General features: G+C 69.9%; 16 protein-coding genes and 1 tRNA gene. 5 read left to right on the forward strand and 12 right to left on the reverse strand.

Annotated elements, in window-relative coordinates:
• From ACFYWS_RS34780 to ACFYWS_RS34795, 4 genes are all read left to right on the forward strand, one after another.
• Positions 1 to 1,359: a glycosyltransferase gene (locus ACFYWS_RS34780; protein ID WP_389283083.1), complete on the forward strand. Its 1,359-nt coding sequence runs from the start codon at positions 1 to 3 to the stop codon at positions 1,357 to 1,359.
• The gene (locus ACFYWS_RS34785) at positions 1,356 to 3,464 is read left to right on the forward strand and encodes an ArnT family glycosyltransferase (RefSeq protein ID WP_389283085.1); all 2,109 of its coding nucleotides are present in this window, start codon (positions 1,356 to 1,358) and stop codon (positions 3,462 to 3,464) included. The genes ACFYWS_RS34780 and ACFYWS_RS34785 overlap by 4 nt, the downstream gene beginning before the upstream one ends.
• Before the next feature lie 92 nt (positions 3,465 to 3,556).
• Entirely contained in the window at positions 3,557 to 5,068 is a 1,512-nt protein-coding gene (locus ACFYWS_RS34790; RefSeq protein WP_389283087.1) for an MFS transporter, read from the forward strand.
• A 77-nt stretch (positions 5,069 to 5,145) separates the two neighbouring features.
• Entirely contained in the window at positions 5,146 to 5,928 is a 783-nt protein-coding gene (locus ACFYWS_RS34795) for a TetR/AcrR family transcriptional regulator (RefSeq protein ID WP_389283089.1), read from the forward strand.
• A gap of 163 nt (positions 5,929 to 6,091) precedes the next feature.
• On the opposite strand, the gene ACFYWS_RS34800 is transcribed toward ACFYWS_RS34795, so the two are convergent.
• The 4 genes from ACFYWS_RS34800 to ACFYWS_RS34815 form a co-directional block, all read right to left on the reverse strand.
• Positions 6,092 to 6,553, reverse strand: a complete 462-nt coding sequence (locus ACFYWS_RS34800) for a PPOX class F420-dependent oxidoreductase (protein WP_389283091.1) — start codon at positions 6,551 to 6,553, stop codon at positions 6,092 to 6,094.
• A 256-nt stretch (positions 6,554 to 6,809) separates the two neighbouring features.
• On the reverse strand, positions 6,810 to 7,628 hold the full coding sequence (locus ACFYWS_RS34805) for a YceI family protein (protein WP_389283093.1): 819 nt from the start codon (positions 7,626 to 7,628) through the stop codon (positions 6,810 to 6,812).
• A 301-nt stretch (positions 7,629 to 7,929) separates the two neighbouring features.
• The gene (locus tag ACFYWS_RS34810) at positions 7,930 to 10,446 is read right to left on the reverse strand and encodes an MFS transporter (protein WP_389283094.1); all 2,517 of its coding nucleotides are present in this window, start codon (positions 10,444 to 10,446) and stop codon (positions 7,930 to 7,932) included.
• 20 nt (positions 10,447 to 10,466) lie between these two features.
• Positions 10,467 to 10,985 (reverse strand): MarR family winged helix-turn-helix transcriptional regulator, encoded by a 519-nt coding sequence (locus tag ACFYWS_RS34815; RefSeq protein WP_389283096.1) that lies wholly within the window; start codon positions 10,983 to 10,985, stop codon positions 10,467 to 10,469.
• 197 nt (positions 10,986 to 11,182) lie between these two features.
• Between ACFYWS_RS34815 and ACFYWS_RS34820 the strand changes: the two genes are divergently transcribed.
• Positions 11,183 to 11,389, forward strand: coding sequence for a hypothetical protein (locus tag ACFYWS_RS34820; RefSeq protein ID WP_389283098.1), 207 nt, complete (start codon positions 11,183 to 11,185; stop codon positions 11,387 to 11,389).
• A 24-nt stretch (positions 11,390 to 11,413) separates the two neighbouring features.
• On the opposite strand, the gene ACFYWS_RS34825 is transcribed toward ACFYWS_RS34820, so the two are convergent.
• The 8 genes from ACFYWS_RS34825 to ACFYWS_RS34860 all read right to left on the reverse strand — a co-directional run bounded on the left by ACFYWS_RS34825 (position 11,414) and on the right by ACFYWS_RS34860 (position 16,617).
• Positions 11,414 to 12,190, reverse strand: coding sequence for a hypothetical protein (locus tag ACFYWS_RS34825; RefSeq protein WP_389283100.1), 777 nt, complete (start codon positions 12,188 to 12,190; stop codon positions 11,414 to 11,416).
• Between the two features lie 71 nt (positions 12,191 to 12,261).
• Complete coding sequence (locus ACFYWS_RS34830; RefSeq protein ID WP_389283101.1) at positions 12,262 to 13,200, reverse strand: RNA polymerase sigma factor SigF; 939 nt, start codon at positions 13,198 to 13,200, stop codon at positions 12,262 to 12,264.
• Positions 13,201 to 13,447: 247 nt separating this feature from the next.
• Positions 13,448 to 14,323, reverse strand: a complete 876-nt coding sequence (locus ACFYWS_RS34835) for an RNA polymerase sigma factor SigF (RefSeq protein WP_389283102.1) — start codon at positions 14,321 to 14,323, stop codon at positions 13,448 to 13,450.
• A gap of 161 nt (positions 14,324 to 14,484) precedes the next feature.
• Positions 14,485 to 14,778, reverse strand: a complete 294-nt coding sequence (locus ACFYWS_RS34840) for a Dabb family protein (RefSeq protein ID WP_389283103.1) — start codon at positions 14,776 to 14,778, stop codon at positions 14,485 to 14,487.
• Positions 14,779 to 14,814: 36 nt separating this feature from the next.
• Complete coding sequence (locus tag ACFYWS_RS34845) at positions 14,815 to 14,985, reverse strand: hypothetical protein (RefSeq protein ID WP_389283157.1); 171 nt, start codon at positions 14,983 to 14,985, stop codon at positions 14,815 to 14,817.
• A 432-nt stretch (positions 14,986 to 15,417) separates the two neighbouring features.
• Positions 15,418 to 15,502 (reverse strand) — tRNA-Ser (locus tag ACFYWS_RS34850).
• A 10-nt stretch (positions 15,503 to 15,512) separates the two neighbouring features.
• Positions 15,513 to 15,971, reverse strand: coding sequence for a tRNA adenosine(34) deaminase TadA (gene tadA / locus ACFYWS_RS34855; protein ID WP_389283154.1), 459 nt, complete (start codon positions 15,969 to 15,971; stop codon positions 15,513 to 15,515).
• An 85-nt stretch (positions 15,972 to 16,056) separates the two neighbouring features.
• The gene (locus ACFYWS_RS34860) at positions 16,057 to 16,617 is read right to left on the reverse strand and encodes a hypothetical protein (protein ID WP_389283105.1); all 561 of its coding nucleotides are present in this window, start codon (positions 16,615 to 16,617) and stop codon (positions 16,057 to 16,059) included.
• Positions 16,618 to 16,806: the final 189 nt, after the last annotated feature.

Raw genomic sequence — 16,806 nt, forward strand, 5'->3', positions numbered from 1 at the left:
ATGCGAACCGACTCTTCTCCGGGCATCGATCCGACCTCCGTCTCCGCGCGGTTCGGGGCGCTGCCGGCGCGGGAGCACCTCCCGGTCGGCAGCGGCGATGTGCCGGTCCTGGACGTTGTCATCCCCGTCTACAACGAGGAGAAGGACCTCGGTGCGTGCGTGCGCAGGCTGCACGCCCACCTGGTCCGCACCTTCCCCTACCGCTTCCGCATCACCGTCGCGGACAACGCCTCCACCGACAGCACGCCCCAGGTGGCGAACGACCTGACGGACGAGTTCCGCGAGGTCGAGCACTTCCGGCTCGAACAGAAGGGGCGCGGACGCGCCCTGAACACCGTGTGGTCGGCATCCGACGCACCGGTCCTCGCGTACATGGACGTGGACCTGTCCACCGACCTGAACGCGCTCCTCCCGCTGGTGGCGCCGCTGATCTCCGGGCACTCCGACCTCGCGATCGGCTCGCGGCTCGCCCGCGCGAGCCGGGTCGTGCGCGGCTCGAAGCGCGAGTTCATCTCGCGCACGTACAACCTCATCCTGCGCGGCTCCCTTCAGGCCCGCTTCTCCGACGCCCAATGCGGGTTCAAGGCGATCCGGCGCGATGTCGCGCAGGTGCTGCTCCCGCTCGTCGAGGACACCGGCTGGTTCTTCGACACCGAGATGCTGGTGCTCGCGGAGCGGGCCGGGCTCCGGATCCACGAAGTGCCCGTCGACTGGGTCGACGACCCGGACTCGACCGTCCACATCGTCAAGACGGCGACCGAGGACCTCAAGGGCGTCTGGCGCGTGGGCAAGGCGCTCGCGACGGGCTCGCTCTCCCTCGACCGGCTCGCGCGCCCCTTCGGCGACGATCCGCGCGACCGCCAGCTCACCGATGTCCCCAAGGGCCTTGCCCGCCAGCTGCTGGGCTTCTGCGTCGTCGGCGCCATGTCGACGCTGCTGTATCTGCTGCTGTACTCCGGCTTCCGTACGTTCTCGGGGGCGCAGCTCGCCAACGCGGCCGCGCTGTTCGTCTCGGCCCTCGCCAACACGGCGGCCAACCGGCGCCTGACGTTCGGCGTGCGCGGCCGGGACAAGGCCGTACGCCACCAGGCCCAGGGCATCGTCGTCTTCGGCATCGGCTGGGCGCTGACCAGCGGCTCGCTCGCCGCGCTCCAGACGGCCTCCGGCAACCCCGCGCACTCGACCGAGCTGATCGTGCTGATCGCGGCCAACCTCGCGGCGACGATCCTGCGCTTCCTGCTCTTCCGCGCGTGGGTGTTCACGGACCGGACCACTCCCACCGACCGGAGCACCCCCGAGCCCGCCCCCATCCCCGTACGGAACTCCGAGGTTCCGCAGGCAAGGACGACCCAGCGATGACCACAGACATCCGACCCTCGTACGACGCGCCTTCCGCGGCGCCCGCCGAGTCCCCGCCCCCGGCCGCGTTCCTGACGCGTGTGTGGCGCGGCAGGCCCGAGGACCCGCGCTGGGCACGCCCGGCCTTCCTCGGCATGCTCCTCGTGATCGCGGCCGCCTACTTCTGGAACCTCTCCTCCTCCGGTTACGCCAACTCCTTCTACTCGGCGGCCGCCCAGGCGGGCAGCGAGAGCTGGAAGGCGTTCTTCTACGGCTCGTCCGACGCGGCGAACGCGATCACCGTCGACAAGCCACCGGCCGCGCTGTGGCCGATGGGTCTGTCGGTACGGCTCTTCGGCCTCAACTCGTGGGCGATCCTCGGCCCGCAGGTCCTGATGGCGGTGGCCACCGCCGGTGTGCTGTACGGGGCGCTGCGCCGCCGGTTCAGCGCCACCGCGGGACTGATCGCCATGGTGGTCCTCGCGACGACCCCGGTCGCCGCGCTGATGTTCCGCTTCAACAACCCGGACGCGCTGCTCGCGCTCCTGATGACCGTCACGGTCTACTGCGTGCTGCGCGCCATGGAGCACGGCCGGACCACGTGGCTGATCTGGGCGGGCGTCGCCGTCGGCCTCGCCTTCCTCACCAAGACGCTGCAGGCCTTCCTGGTCCTGCCGCCGCTTGCGGTCCTCTACGCGGTGTTCGCGCCGGTACGGGTGCGCAAGCGGTTCGGGCAACTCGCCCTGTCCGCCGCCGCGATGGTCGTCTCGGGCGGCTGGTGGGTGGCGATCGTCGAGCTGTGGCCCGCGTCCTCGCGGCCGTACATCGGCGGCTCCCAGAACAACTCGTTCCTTGAACTGACCTTCGGCTACAACGGACTCGGCCGCATCAACGGCGACGAGGCCGGCTCCGTCGGCGGCGGTGGCGGCGGCATGGGCGGCGGCACGGGGCAGTGGGGCGAGACCGGCCTCACCCGGATGTTCAACTCCGAGATCGGCGGCCAGATCTCGTGGCTGATCCCCGCCGCGCTGATCCTGTTCGTCGCGGGCGTGGTGCTGACCTGGAAGGCCGAGCGGATCGACACGGCGCGCGCCGCGTTCCTCGCGTGGGGCGGCTCGCTGCTGATGACCGGCCTGGTCTTCAGCCTCATGGCCGGCATCTTCCACCAGTACTACACGGTGGCCCTGGCCCCGTATCTCGCGGCCGTCGTCGGCATGGGCGCGACCGTGCTGTGGGAGGAGCGGAGGCATCTCGGCTGGTCGGTGACGCTGGGCGCCTCTGTCGTGGCGTCGGCCGTGTGGGGGTACGCGCTGCTCGGCCGGACCGCGGACTACCTGCCGTGGCTGCGGTGGGCCGTGCTCATCGGCGGCCTCGTGGCGGGCCTGGGCCTCGCCCTCGGGGGCCGGCTCAACCGTCAACTGGCGCTCGGCGCCGCTGGGTTGGGCCTCGTGGCCTCGCTGGCCGCGCCCTCCGCGTACACCGTCTCCACGCTGAACACCGGGCACACCGGGTCGATCGTGACGGCGGGTCCCTCCGGGGCCAGCATGATGGGTGGTCCCGGTGGGGGCGGCGGCAAGGGTGGCGGCCCTGGCGGTGGCGGCGGTGGCGGCGGGATGCCGGGCAAGCAGGGCGGTCAGGCCGGCAAGGGTGGTCAGATGGGCCAGCCACCGACCGGCGCCCAGGGCAAGGGCAACGGCATGGGCAAGGGCAAGCAGCAGGGCGGCTTCCCCGGCGGCGGCATGCCCGGCCAGAACCAGAAGAAGGGCGGCAAGGCCGGAGGCGGTGGCATGGGCGGTCTCCTCAACGGCGCCCAGGTCAGCAGCAAGGCCAAGAAGCTCCTCCAGCAGAACGCCGGTGACTACACCTGGGTCGCGGCCACGATCGGCTCGCAGAACCAGTCGAGCTACCAACTGGCCACCGGGGACCCGGTGATGGCGATCGGCGGCTTCAACGGCACCGACCCGTCCCCGACACTCGCCCAGTTCAAGCAGTACGTCGAGGACGGCAAGATCCACTACTTCATCGGCTCCGGCTCTTCGTCGAAGATCACGAAGTGGGTCGCGGCCAACTTCAAGAAGGTGACGGTCGGCAGCAGCACGTTCTACGACCTGACGCAGGCCAAGTAACCAAGTAGCAGAGTAAGCCGCTTGTACGGCGTACAGCACATCCTCTACGGTGTATGGGAGACGTCAGCCCCATACACCGTAGAGGAGTGTCCATGGCCCCCACGGCCGACCCGGCCACCCAGGCACCCCAGGTCACCGCAGGCCACCCCCAGCGCTGGCTCATCCTCGGCGTCATCTGCGTCGCCCAGCTGACCGTGCTGCTCGACAACACCGTTCTGAACGTCGCGATCCCCTCCCTCACCCGGGAACTGGGGGCCTCGACGTCCGACATCCAGTGGATGATCAGCGCCTACTCGCTCGTCCAGTCAGGACTGCTGCTCACTGCGGGGAGCGCCTCCGACCGCTACGGCCGCAAGAAGATGCTCGCGGCGGGCCTCGCGATCTTCGGCGTCGGCTCGCTGACCGCCGCGTTCGCCGGATCCACCGCGCAGCTGATCGCCGCCCGCGCGGGCATGGGCGTCGGCGGCGCGCTGATGATGACGTCGACGCTCGCGGTCGTCGTCCAGGTCTTCAGCGAGGCCGAGCGCGTCCGGGCGATCGCCCTGTGGTCCACGGTCAGCACGCTCGGCTTCGCCGTCGGCCCGCTGGTCGGCGGGGTGCTGCTCGACCACTTCTGGTGGGGCTCGATCTTCCTGATCAACATCCCCGTCGCGCTCGTCGGCCTCGTCGCCGTGATCGCGCTGGTCCCCGAGTCGAAGAACCCCCAGGGCGACCGTCCCGACCTGCTCGGGGCGGTGCTCTCCACCATCGGCATGACCGGCGTCGTCTACGCGATCATCTCGGGCCCCGACGACGGCTGGACCTCCACGACCACGCTCGCCTCGGCCGTGATCGGCGTCCTCGTGATGGCCGCGTTCGTGGCGTGGGAGCTGCGGATCCCGTATCCGATGCTCGACATGCACTTCTTCCGCAACCGCACGTTCACGGGCGCGGTGGCCGGGGTCGTCCTCGTGGCGTTCGGCATGGCCGGCTCGCTGTTCCTGCTCACTCAGCACCTCCAGTTCCTGCTCGGATACGGGCCGTTGGAGGCGGGTCTGCGCACCGCGCCGATGGCGCTCACCGTCGTCGCGCTCAACCTCACGGGGGTCGGCGCCCGGCTGCTGCCCAGGATGGGCACACCGCTCACCATCGCGGTCGGCATGACGTGCATGGCGGCGGGGCTCGCGGCCATCGCGCTGCTCGGCGGCGAGGGGTACGGCGGGATGCTGCTCGGCCTGGTCGTCATGGGCGTGGGCATGGCACTCGCGATGCCGGCGATGGCCAACGCCATCATGAGCGCGATCCCGCCGGAGAAGGCGGGCGTGGGTGCCGGGGTCAACGGCACGCTCGCGGAGTTCGGCAACGGCCTGGGCGTCGCCGTCCTCGGCGCGGTCCTGAACGCCCGTTTCGCCGCGCTCGTATCCGTCTCCGCGGCCTCGTTCCCGGCGGCGCTCGCGGCGGCGGACTCGGCCGGGGAGAAGGCCCGTATCAGCGAAGCCTTCGCCTCCGGTCTGGAGACCAGTCAACTGGTCGGCGCGATCGCCGTCCTCGCGGGCGGCCTGCTCGCGGCGGCCCTGCTGCGCAGCGCTGAGCGGGCACAATCAGCAGCGGTGACTTCCGCTTAGCATCGGTGCGGGTGGGGAGCGGTCCTGTGCGCAGGCCGGTCCCGCCCGCGTACGAGGAACCCCTGGGAAGGAACGCCATGGCGAAGGCAGCGCGGATGAGCGTCTGGCTCGAGGACACGGATGGCGCCGTGGAGCCCAGGCCCAGAGCGTCGCGCGGCCGGCGGGCCGAGCAGCCCAGCGGGCTCGACCGGGAGCGGATCACCCGGGCGACTGTGAAGCTCCTGGACGCGGAGGGGCTCGCCAAGTTCTCGATGCGGCGCCTGGCGGGGGAGCTCGGCGTCACCGCGATGTCCGTCTACTGGTACGTCGACACCAAGGACGATCTCCTCGAACTCGCCCTCGACCAGGCCTTCGGCGAGCTGGAGATCCCGGACACGGACGCGGAGGTCCTGCCGGACTGGCAGACGCAGCTGCGCGAACTGGCCGCCACCTACCGGAAGTTGCTCGTACGGCACCCGTGGATCTCGCCGCTCGTCGGCAACTTCCTCAACGTCGGCCCGAAGTCACTGCTGTTCTCGCGCGCGGTGCAGCGGGTCATCGCCCGCACCGGCCTCACGCTCGCCCAGCAGCGCGGCGCGGTCTCCTCCGTCTTCCAGTTCGTGTACGGCTACGGCACCATCGAGGGCCACTTCCGCCAGCGCTGCGCCGAGGTGGGCCTCACGCAGGACGAGTACTTCCACAAGGCGATGGCCGCGTTCTCCGTCCCGGAGGAGATGGCGGACGACTTCTCGCACGCCGAGCGGATGATGGAGGCGGTGGAGGAGGGCGGCGACGTGGACGCGATGCGCGACATGGACTTCCAGGTGGCCCTGGACCTCCAGATCGCGGGCATCGAGACGCTGGTGGCCCAACGGGGTTGACGCCTCGGGGCGCTGCCCCGGACCCCGCGCCTCAATCGCCGGCGGGGCTTGATATGCCCACCCGACGCTCGGACAGGGGCTCGAAGCAACTCAATTCAAGCCCGTCCGGCGATTGAGGACCGGGGTCCGGGGCGGAGCCCCGAGGCGTCAACCCCGGTACCGGTTACGCCAACCTCGCCGGGAACCCACCCGTGGCCACAGGACCCCACTTCTCCGGCGTGACACGAATGATCGACTTCCCCTGCTTGACCATCGCCTCGCGATACTCGTCCCAGTCCGGGTGCTCCCCCGAAATGCACCGGAAGTACTCGACGAGCGCCTCGACGGAGTCGGGCGAGTCGATGACCTCCGCCGCACCGTCGACCTGCACCCACGGCCCGTTCCACTCGTCGCTGAGCACGACGAGGCTGACCCGCGGATCCCGCTTCGCGTTCCGCGTCTTGGCCCGCTCCGGGTACGTGGAAACAACGATCCGCCCGTCGCCGTCGACCCCGCAGGTCAGAGGTGAGGCCTGCGGGGACCCGTCGGCGCGGGCGGTGATGAGGAGGGCGCGATGCCGGGGGCGTACGAAGTCCAGCAACTCGTCCAGTGAGACACGGGTGTTGGTCGCGATGTTCGGAGCCATGCTTCGCAGCTTAGGGCCCTTCTGACGGATCTTGCTGGAGTCGCGGGCCCTGGCACGCCCTCCCCCAAGCTCTTAAGGAGCAGGGGGGACCCCCTCGGCGTTGTCGTCGGTTGCCAACGCTCCGCGTTGACGCCCTCCTCCGCCTTGCAGCTGCACGCACCAGACCCCGCTCCCCGGCACCGAACACGCGCGGCCACCCGCATCCAGCCTGATCCGTCAGAAGGACCCTAACCCCGGCCACCGACACCCGCCGGTGTCACATCTGCGGCAGCGCGTCTCCCTGGACGGCCTGGATGTCGAGCTCGACCTTCAGCGTCGCGCCGATCGCGGCGATGCCGGCCTGCACGACCTGGTTGTAGTTCATCGCGAAGTCCTCGCGCTTCAGCTCGGCCGTCGCCTTGAACGCCGCCCGCGTGCCGCCCCATGGGTCGGCGCCCGTGCCCAGGTAGCTGAGGTCGAGGTCGACCTCGCGCGCCACGCCGTGCAGGCTCAGCTGGCCGTGCACGGTCCAGCGGTCGGTGCCCGCGGGCTCGATGCCGGTCGACCGGTAGGTGATCTCCGGGTACGACTCCACGTCCAGGAAGTCCGGGGACTTCAGGTGGCCGTCGCGCATCCCGTTGCCGGTGTCGATGGACGCCGACTGGATGACGGCCTCGACCCGCGACTTCTCCACGTCCTGCGCTATGTCGATGCGCGCCGTGAAGTCGGTGAACCGCCCGTGCACGGACGTGATGCCGAGGTGCTGCGCCGTCGCGGCGACCGAGGAGTGCGCCGGGTCGACCATCCAGGGGCCGGGCGGCGGCAGCTCGGCGCCGCCCTGCCGGTGCAGCACGATGCTGCCCACGTCGGCCCGTCCGCTCGCCGTCACCATCGCGGTGGAGGCGGCGGGGGCGTAGCCGACGGCGGTCACGATCACCGTGTAGGGACCGGGCGCGAGCGCGGCCGGGTCGTGCACACCGCCCTCGTCATCGGCCTCGGCCCGCAGCACCTGCGATCCGGTCATGTCGGTCACCGTGACGACGGCGTGCGGCAGGGCCCACCCGTCCCGCGTGCGGATCCGCGCGCTCAGTCCCATGCTTTTGCTCTCCTAGCTCAAGTTCTCAGTCACGTACGGAATCCGGAGGTTGTCCGGAAGGTCGGTCCCGTACGTGGACGGGCCCCGGTCGGCGGCGTCACGGCCGTCCCCTGCCGTTGGCGACGCCGCCGGGTCCGGGGCCCATTCTCACAACCGGGCCTGTGCGGTCCGCGTCCGCTCAAAGCGCGAACCACACCTTCAGGTGGCCCGGGGCCCAATGAGGCCTCCCCTGACGGATCTTGCTGGAGTCGCGACCGGCCATTGCGGCCTCCCGCATCCAGCCCGACCCGTCAGAGAAGCCCTACTCGCCGGGGTGGGCGAGTTCGATGTCGTGGCCGTCGACGCCGCTGCCGTTCACGCTGAGGCCGGTGGCCACCGGCGGGTAGCCGGTCGCGATCACGGTGTACTCGCCGCCGTCCAGGTCGGTGAAGGCGTACGCGCCGTCCTCACCGGTGGTGGCGGTGGCGACCACGTTGCCCGCGGCGTCCACCAGCGTGACCCGCGCGTCGTTCAGCGCGCGGCCCGCGGCCCGGACGGTGCCCTGAACCTGGGAGCCGGAGTGCAGGTCGATCTCGACGCGGGTGACACCGGAGCCGGTGACCTCGACCGGGAGTGCGGTCGGCCGGTGACCCGGCGCGTTCACGGCCACGGTGACCGGGCCCGGGATCAGCTCGGCGAAGGTGAACTCGCCGCCAGGTCCCGACTGACCGGTGGCGAGGACATCGCCGCGGACGTCGGTGACGATGACCATCGCCCCGGCGACCGGCGCCTTGGTCTCGCTGGCCCGCACCAGGCCGGTGAGGCCGCTGGTCCCGCTGAGCAGGATGTCGTACGTGACCGGCTCCTCGCCCACCAGCACGGTGGAGGCCTGCGGCTGGTAGCCGTCGGCCGAGGCGATCAGGACGTAGGAGCCGGCGCCGGGGGCGTCGACGTTGTAGGAGCCGTCGCCCTGGGCCACGGCGCGGCCCAGCTGACGGCCGCCGAGGGAGATCAGGGTGACCGCGGCGCGCGGCACCGGGGCGGACTCGGCGCCGCGGACGAAGCCGCGGACCGGGGTGCCGCCGACGGGCACGTCACCAGCGGTGGCGGCGACGGTGGCCAGGCGCTGGGTCTGCGTGTCGGCCACGGGCGCACCCGCACCGACGAGGCTCGGCACCTGCTCCGGCGCGGGCGCGGGGGCAGCGGCCTGGGCCGAGGCGGCCGCGGGCGTCGAATCGCCCGACGCGGCCTGTTCGAGGGCTCCGGTGGTACGCAGGGGAACCTCCTTGATGAAGATCGTGAAGATGAATGCCAGGAACGCGATCGGCGCGGCGTACAGGAAGATGTCGGCGATGCCGCTTCCGTACGCGGCTTCCAGCCAGTTGCGGATCGGGCCGGGCAGCACGGACATGTCCGGCAGCGAGCCGCCGCCCATCGCCTTGCCGGCCGCCTGCTGGTCCTGCGGGCTGAGGGAACCGATGGTGTCGGTGGCGTGCGTGCTGATGCGGCTGGTCATCACGGAGCCGAGCGCCGAGACACCAATCGTGCCGCCGAGGGACCGGAAGAAGGTCACCATCGAAGAGGCGGAACCGAGGTCCTGGGGGGCGACCTGGTTCTGCGTGCTCAGCACGAGGTTCTGCATCATCATGCCGACGCCGAGGCCGAGCAGCGCCATCCAGATCCCGACGCGCCAGTACGGGGTGTCGTACTCGATGGTGCCGAGCAGACCCAGACCCGCGGTCAGGAAGAGACCGCCGGCGACGAGCCAGGCCTTCCACTTGCCGGTCCGGGTGATGATCTGCCCGGAGACGGTGGAGGAGATGAACAGTCCACCGATCATCGGGATCGTCATGACACCCGACATCGTGGGCGTCTTGCCGCGCGCCAGCTGGAAGTACTGCGAGAAGTAGACGGTGCCCGCGAACATCGCGACACCGACGAACAGCGAGGCGATCGAGGCCAGCGTGATGGTGCGGTTCTTGAAGAGGCGCAGCGGGATGATCGGCTCGCTGGCCTTGGACTCGACGAGCACGAAGATCAGCGCGAGCACGATCGAGCCGCCGACCATCGTGTACGTCTGCCACGAGAGCCAGTTGTACTTGTCGTCGGCGAAGGTGACCCAGACGAGAAGCAGGCAGACCGCGGCGGTGATGAAGAAGGCGCCGGCCCAGTCGACCTTGACCTTCCGCTTCAGCACCGGCAGGTGCAGCGTCTTCTGCAGCACGACCAGGGCGATCAGCGCGAAGGGCACACCGACGAAGAGGCAGTAGCGCCAGCCGAGCCAGTCGGTGTCGGTGATGACGCCGCCGAGCAGCGGACCGCCGACGGTGGCGACGGCGAACGTGGCGCCGAGGTAGCCGGAGTAACGACCGCGCTCACGCGGCGAGATCATCGCCGCCATGATGATCTGCGCCAGGGCGGACAGACCACCGGCGCCGATGCCCTGGATCGCACGGGCGGAGATCAGCATGCCGGGGTTCTGCGCGAGGCCGGCGACGATCGAGCCCACGATGTAGACGAGCAGGGCTATCTGGACCAGGGCCTTCTTGCTGAAGAGGTCGGCCATCTTGCCCCACAGGGGCGTGGTCGCCGTCATGGCAAGCAGGGAGGCCGTGACCACCCAGGTGTAGGCGGACTGGCCGCCGCCAAGATCGCCGATGATCTTGGGAAGGGCGTTGGTGACGATCGTCGACGAGACGATGGCGGCGAACATGCCGAGCAGCAGCCCGGACAGTGCCTCCATGATCTGCCGGTGAGACATCGGGGCACCCTCTTCGGGGGCGGCCCCTGAATGCTTGGGATGGCTGCCCCGCACACCGGCTGGTGTGGTTGTTGCCATGGGATTCCTTTTCTTACCTGTTACGCGGGTGTACGGGTGGTGGTCTGAGCGGTCGACTCGGCGGTCGGCTCAGTGGCGGCCTGCGGAACCGTCGTTCGGGACCCCGTGGTGCGGCAGTCACCGAAGCTCTCGCGCAGTCGTGTCATGAGGGCGATCAACTGATCGACCTCGGCGTCGGACCAGTCGCTCAGCCGGTCGGCGAGCAGTTGGGTGCTCCGTTCATTGAGCACCTCCATCTGCTTCAAGCCCTTTTCGCTGAGGCTGAGGATGCGCGAACGTTTGTCAGCGGGGTCGGGATGACGCTCGATCCAACCGCGGTCCGCGACGTGTGCCACGTGCCGGCTGGCCACGGACACGTCCACGGCGAGCAGCTCGGCGATGCGGCTCATCCGCATGTCGCCGTAGCGCTTGAGCAGCGTGAGAACCGCGGCCGAACCGGTCGGGCAGTCGTGCGGAAGGATCCGCGCCATGTCCCTCTTGACGGCTCCGAAGGCACTCATCTGTCGCGCCAGCTCGTCGTAATGACGTTGTGCGGCCACGGCACCTCCTGACCAAAAGATCTTTATTTGTTGCTTAGGGCAACCATAGAAGCAGTTGGTTGCCACAGGCAAACGAAACCGGGTGATCGCGAATAAAATCGCGGCAAAGATCGAGTGCAAATCAGTAAAGCCGCAGCTCAGATGGCGCGTGCGCGGACTGTGGCGCCCTTCGCGGCAATTCGCTAGGGTCCTGCCCCATGGCTAACAACCCCCAAGGCCCCGGCCCCCAGGGCAATAACGACCCCGCGGGCAACACCCAGATGTTCCGCGCCTTCGTCGACGAGCAGCCTCCCGCACGTCAGCAGGCGGCCGCCGCGAAGTCCGGCCCCAGCGTCGGCCTGATCATCGGCATCGTGCTCGCGATCGTCGTGGTGGCGGGCGTGGCCTGGCTGGCGCTCAAGTAAGCAGGCACGGTCACTGGAGGCAGTTCACTTCCAGTCGACGTCGACATCCTTGGTCTCCAGCCGCATGCCGAGCGGGACGCGCCACTCGTCGACGCACACGGTCCACGTCTTCCGCTTCTTCTCCCCGGACCCGATGGGTACGGGGAGCTTTTTTGTGACGTCGATGGTCGCCCAGTCGATGCCCAGGGCGCCCATCACGTGCGTCTCGAAGGTCACCTTGCCCGAACGCACCGCGCTGCCACCGGAGTTGTGCAGGGCCAGCGTCACGTCCTGACACCAGCGCTTGTCGGCGTCCTTGAACACGGGGTCGCCGACCTTGAGCGCGGCGGGGCCCGGGGGGCCCGAGGGTGAAGGGGTGTCGTCGCCCCGGTCGGGGGCGGTGCCGGCGCTCCCGGAGCCGCCGGATGGCTTGTCGGCGGCAGGTGGTGTGCCGCTGGCGCCGGGGGACTCGCCGGGGACCTCACGGGCCGGAGGGGCGCCGCCCGCGTCCGAACCGCCTCCCGTGGCCTTGCCCCCGCCCGCGGTGCCCGCCGCGCCCTTCCCCGGGGAGTCCGGGGAGCCCGAGGCGCCGGGGCCGTCCGCCTGTGGCGGGTCCAGCGGTACGAGCTCCACCTTGCCGCTGGGCGCGACGCGGTCGCCCGGCTGGGTCGGCGCCGCTCCCGCCGCGCCCACGGCCACGTACGCATCGGGCCCGTCGCCACCGTCGAGGGCGACGACGGCGCCCGCGCTCGCACACACGGCGGCGACCGACGCGGCCCCGACGGCGAGCTTTCTGTGACCGAGCAACCAAGTCCGCAGCATCGCGCCAGTGTGTCTGACGCCCCGTCAAATCGGAACCCCGCGGACCCGGTTGAAGGATCAGCCGGCGTCCGTCAGTCGGCGATCAGGCCTTCCCGCAGCTGCGACAGCGTCCGCGTGAGCAGCCGGGAGACGTGCATCTGCGAGATGCCGACCTCCTCGCCGATCTGCGACTGCGTCATGTTCGCGAAGAACCGGAGCATGATGATCTGGCGCTCCCGCGGCGGCAGCTTGGCGAGCAGCGGCTTGAGCGACTCGCGGTACTCGACGCCCTCCAGGGCCGTGTCCTCGTAACCGAGCCGGTCCGCGAGCGAGCCCTCGCCGCCGTCGTCCTCGGGCGCGGGCGAGTCCAGGGAGGACGCGGTGTACGCGTTGCCCACCGCGAGGCCGTCGACGACGTCCTCCTCGGAGACGCCGAGCACCACGGCGAGCTCCGGGACGGTCGGCGAGCGGTCCAGCTTCTGCGCGAGCTCGTCGCTTGCCTTGGTCAGGGCGAGGCGCAGCTCCTGGAGGCGGCGCGGCACGCGCACCGACCACGAGGTGTCCCGGAAGAACCGCTTGATCTCACCGACGACCGTCGGCATCGCGAACGTCGGGAACTCCACGCCACGTTCGCAGTCGAAACGGTCGATCGCCTTGATCAGGCCGATCGTGCCGACCTGGACGATGTCCTCCATCGGCTCGTTGCGACTGCGGAACCGGGCGGCCGCGTACCGCACCAGCGGCAGGTTCAGCTCGATCAGGGTGTCGCGGACGTACGCCCGCTCCGGGCTGTGCTCGTCGAGCGTGGCAAGACGCAGGAACAGGGAGCGGGACAGCGTGCGGGTGTCGATGGACCCGCTCGTCCGAGGTGTCGCGGACACCTCGGGACTCTCGGCGGCCTGGGCCGGAACCGAAGCGGGAACAGGAGCGTCGATCAGCGCGGCAGGCGTCTGCTCGCTCATGTCATCGGTCGCGGCGGGCGCGCCGGGCGTGAGCGTGAGCACCTTCGAGCTGCCCTGGTCTGCGGACATGCCACCCCCTTGAGGTCGCGGACGGTCGCGGCGGACGCTCCCGTCAGGTAAGAGCGCAGCCTCCACCTGAATACCGGACGAGGGGCTGCGCCAAACGCCGTTCCAGCAGAATGTCACATGTCGGCAACACGCTGTAGTGACATGTCGACATGTATGGGATGGATCGGTGCAGGAAGCAAGGGGTGTGGCGGGAGTTGGCGCGGTTTCCGGCGGGAAATGCGCCGCGCGCCTTGTCTACCCGTTCGAGTTAGGCATCGATCCTGTTTGCGGACCGAAGCCGAGCGAAGCTGCGGGCGAGGAGTCTTGACACGTGCATCTGCGAGACACCGAGTTCCGCGCTGATCTGAGATTGCGTCAAATTGCTGTAGTAGCGCAGCAAAAGGATCCGCTGCTCCCGCTCGGGCAGCTGTACGAGGAGGTGGCGTACGAGATCGCGGTGCTCGACGCCGTCCAGCTCCGGGTCCTCGTAGCCGAGCCGGTCGAGCAGGCCCGGCATCCCGTCGCCCTCCTGCGCCGCCTCCAGGGAGGTCGCGTGGTACGAGCGGCCCGCCTCGATGCAGGCGAGCACCTCGTCCTCGCCGATCCGCAGCCGCTCGGCGATCTCGGAGGTGGTCGGGGAGCGCCCGAAGGCGGTCGTCAGATCCTCGGTCGCGCCGTTGACCTGCACCCACAGCTCGTGGAGGCGGCGCGGTACGTGCACGGTGCGGACGTTGTCCCGGAAGTACCGCTTGATCTCGCCGACGACCGTGGGCATCGCGAAGGTCGGGAACTGCACGCCGCGGTCCGGGTCGAAGCGGTCGATGGCGTTGATCAGGCCGATGGTGCCGACCTGGACGACGTCCTCCATCGGCTCGTTGCGGCTGCGGAAGCGGGCGGCCGCGTACCGCACCAGCGGCAGGTTCGCCTCGATCAGGGCGCCGCGTACCCGGGAGTGCTCGGGGCTGCCCGGCAGGAGCTCCTTGAACTGGCCGAAGAGGACCTGGGTCAGCGCGCGGGCGTCGGCGCCCCGGCTCTTCGCGGGTGCGGGCGGCGCTTCGGGCGGTGCCTCGGGCGGTGCTTCTTGAGGCGCAGTACTGGCCGGCACGGTCAACTCCACCTCTGTTTCCGTCAACTCATCGGTCAAAAGCGGTCATAGCATCACAAGACATGTGCACTGTGTGCAAGCACCGCATAACTCCGTGTTGAAGGCCGAGTTGGGGGCCGGGGCGGGGCCCGGGACGCACGAAAGCCCCTCACCGTTCAGGTGAGAGGCTCCTCGAAGGTGTGACGGTCCGGAGAGTCCGCTCAGAACTCGTAGTCCGCGATCACCCACGTGGCGAACTCGCGCCACATCGCGACGCCCTCCTGGTGCGCGGGGTGCTCGATGTACCGCTTCAGGGCGTCGGTGTCCTCGACGGCCGAGTTGATCGCGAAGTCGTAGGCGATCGGCCGGTCGGTGATGTTCCAGTCGCACTCCCAGAACGCCAGTTCGGGGATCTTCTCGCCCAGCGCGCGGAAGGCCTCGACGCCCTCGGCCACGCGCGGTTCGTCGCGGCTCACGCCGTCGTTGAGCTTGAAGAGGACCAGATGGCGGATCACGGGTGCTCCCTGGGGGTGCTGACGGGCGGCTTGCGGCTACTTCCCGCCATTGACGACCCAGGTCATGAAGTCGCCTATGGACTGGGCGGCGGACGAGACGCCTTCGAACCCTATCTGGACGTAGTCGGCGGCCTTGGAGGGATCGGTGATGATCACATAGAGCACGAAGACCACCCCGACGAAGAGTGCGATTTTCTTCGACTGCACCACGTTGCCTCCCCGTACCCGTGTCTGGTCCCCGTCGACCCCTGTCGGCCGGCGGCGAGTCTAACGCGGACGATCACCGACACGACCTTTAAGGACCAACGGCCTCCGGTTACGGGCCCTTTGCCGACGCCCAGCACCCCCGCAAAGCGGCAGTATTGGTGATGAGCCCGGAGGGTCTGGCAGGAATCCGAAGGGCTGGGACGTGACCCCGACTGCGGGGTCCGCGCCGCGACTTCCCCCCTGAAGCGGCGCGGGCTACGGGAGTCCGTCCTCATCGGGGGGAGTGGTTTGTCCCCCCGATGCCACTCCCCCCGTCCTGAACGGGACGCAAGAGCCCCGGTGCCTTGGGCAGGCGCCGGGGCTCTTCGTGTACGCGGGTGGGCCGAGCAAAGCGAAGGGGCGGATCCTTGACGGATCCGCCCCTTCGGCCGGCGGTAGCGGTGGGATTTGAACCCACGGTGAGTTTCCCCACACTCGCTTTCGAGGCGAGCTCCTTCGGCCGCTCGGACACGCTACCGAGAGGAACTCTAGCCCATGGTGGGCCGTGGTCCGAAATCCGTATCTCTGAAGAAACGGGTGAGCTGTGTCGCACATTTTTCGGCGAGCACTCCGGAGATCACTTCGGGCCTGTGGTTGAGCCGCCGGTCGCGGATCACGTCCCACAGCGACCCGGCCGCCCCCGCCTTGTCGTCGCGGGCCCCGTACACGACCCGGTCGACACGTGACTGCACGAGCGCGCCCGCGCACATGGTGCACGGCTCCAGGGTGACGACGAGCGTGCACCCCGTGAGCCGCCACTCGCCCACTTCTCGCGCCGCCCTGCGCAGCGCCAGCACCTCGGCGTGCGCGGTCGGGTCCCCGGTCAGCTCCCGCTCGTTGTGCGCCCGAGCGAGCACGGTCGTCCCGTCCGGCGCCAGCACGACGGCGCCGACGGGCACATCACCGTCCGCCGCGGCGAGCCCGGCCTCGGCCAGGGCCTGCCGCATCGGCGGCTTCCAGGGGTCTCGTACGGGATCGGGGGCGGGAGCGGCGTCGGTGGGTGTCACGGCGAGGAATCTATCCCCGCCGCGGTCAGCGCACCGTCTCCAGGACCTCCGATGCGCCCAGGGCATCGGCGATCTCGCTCAGCGCGTCCGCCCCGTCGAGGGTGAGCAGTTCCTTGTCCGGGACGCCCAGGTCGGCCAGGACGCCGCTGTCGCCGAGCGGGCCCGGCGGCACCACCTCGGCTCCGGCCTCGGCCTCCTCGTCGTCGGACCCGGCCTCGCCGTCCGGTTCGCCGTCCTCCGTCCCGTCCAGGTCCAGGGCCTCCAGGTCGTCGATGGCGTCCGAACCGTCCGGAGCCTTGCCGAGCAGTTCGTCGGTGAGCAGGATCTCGCCGTAACTGCTGCGGGCGGCGGCGGCCGCGTCGGAGACGTAGATGCGAGGGTCCTCCTCGCCGTCGATGCGGACGACGCCGAACCAGGCGTCCTCTTGTTCGATGAAGACGAGGATCGTGTCGTCCTCGGCGCCGGCCTCGGCCGCCGCCTCGCGGGCCAGGTCGGACAGATCCGACAGGGTCTCCACGTCGTCGAGCTCTGTGTCGCTCGCTTCCCACCCGTCTTCGGTGCGCGCGAGCAGTGCGGCGAAGTACACCGTGACTCTCCCACTGGTCTCAGGTGTGCCGGTCGGGAATCCCCCCGGCGGGGTTGTGGAGGCGGGGAGCCCCGCCCACTCGGAATCGTGGCAGAAAGTCCGGCTCCAAGAGAGGTCTTCCGCGCGCTGTGTTCGTGGCGCGTCTTCCGCACAGGCCCGCGGGACGGGCATCCCGCGCGGACCGGCGGG

The organism is Streptomyces sp. NPDC002795, from assembly GCF_042888725.1.
Lineage (GTDB): Bacteria > Actinomycetota > Actinomycetes > Streptomycetales > Streptomycetaceae > Streptomyces.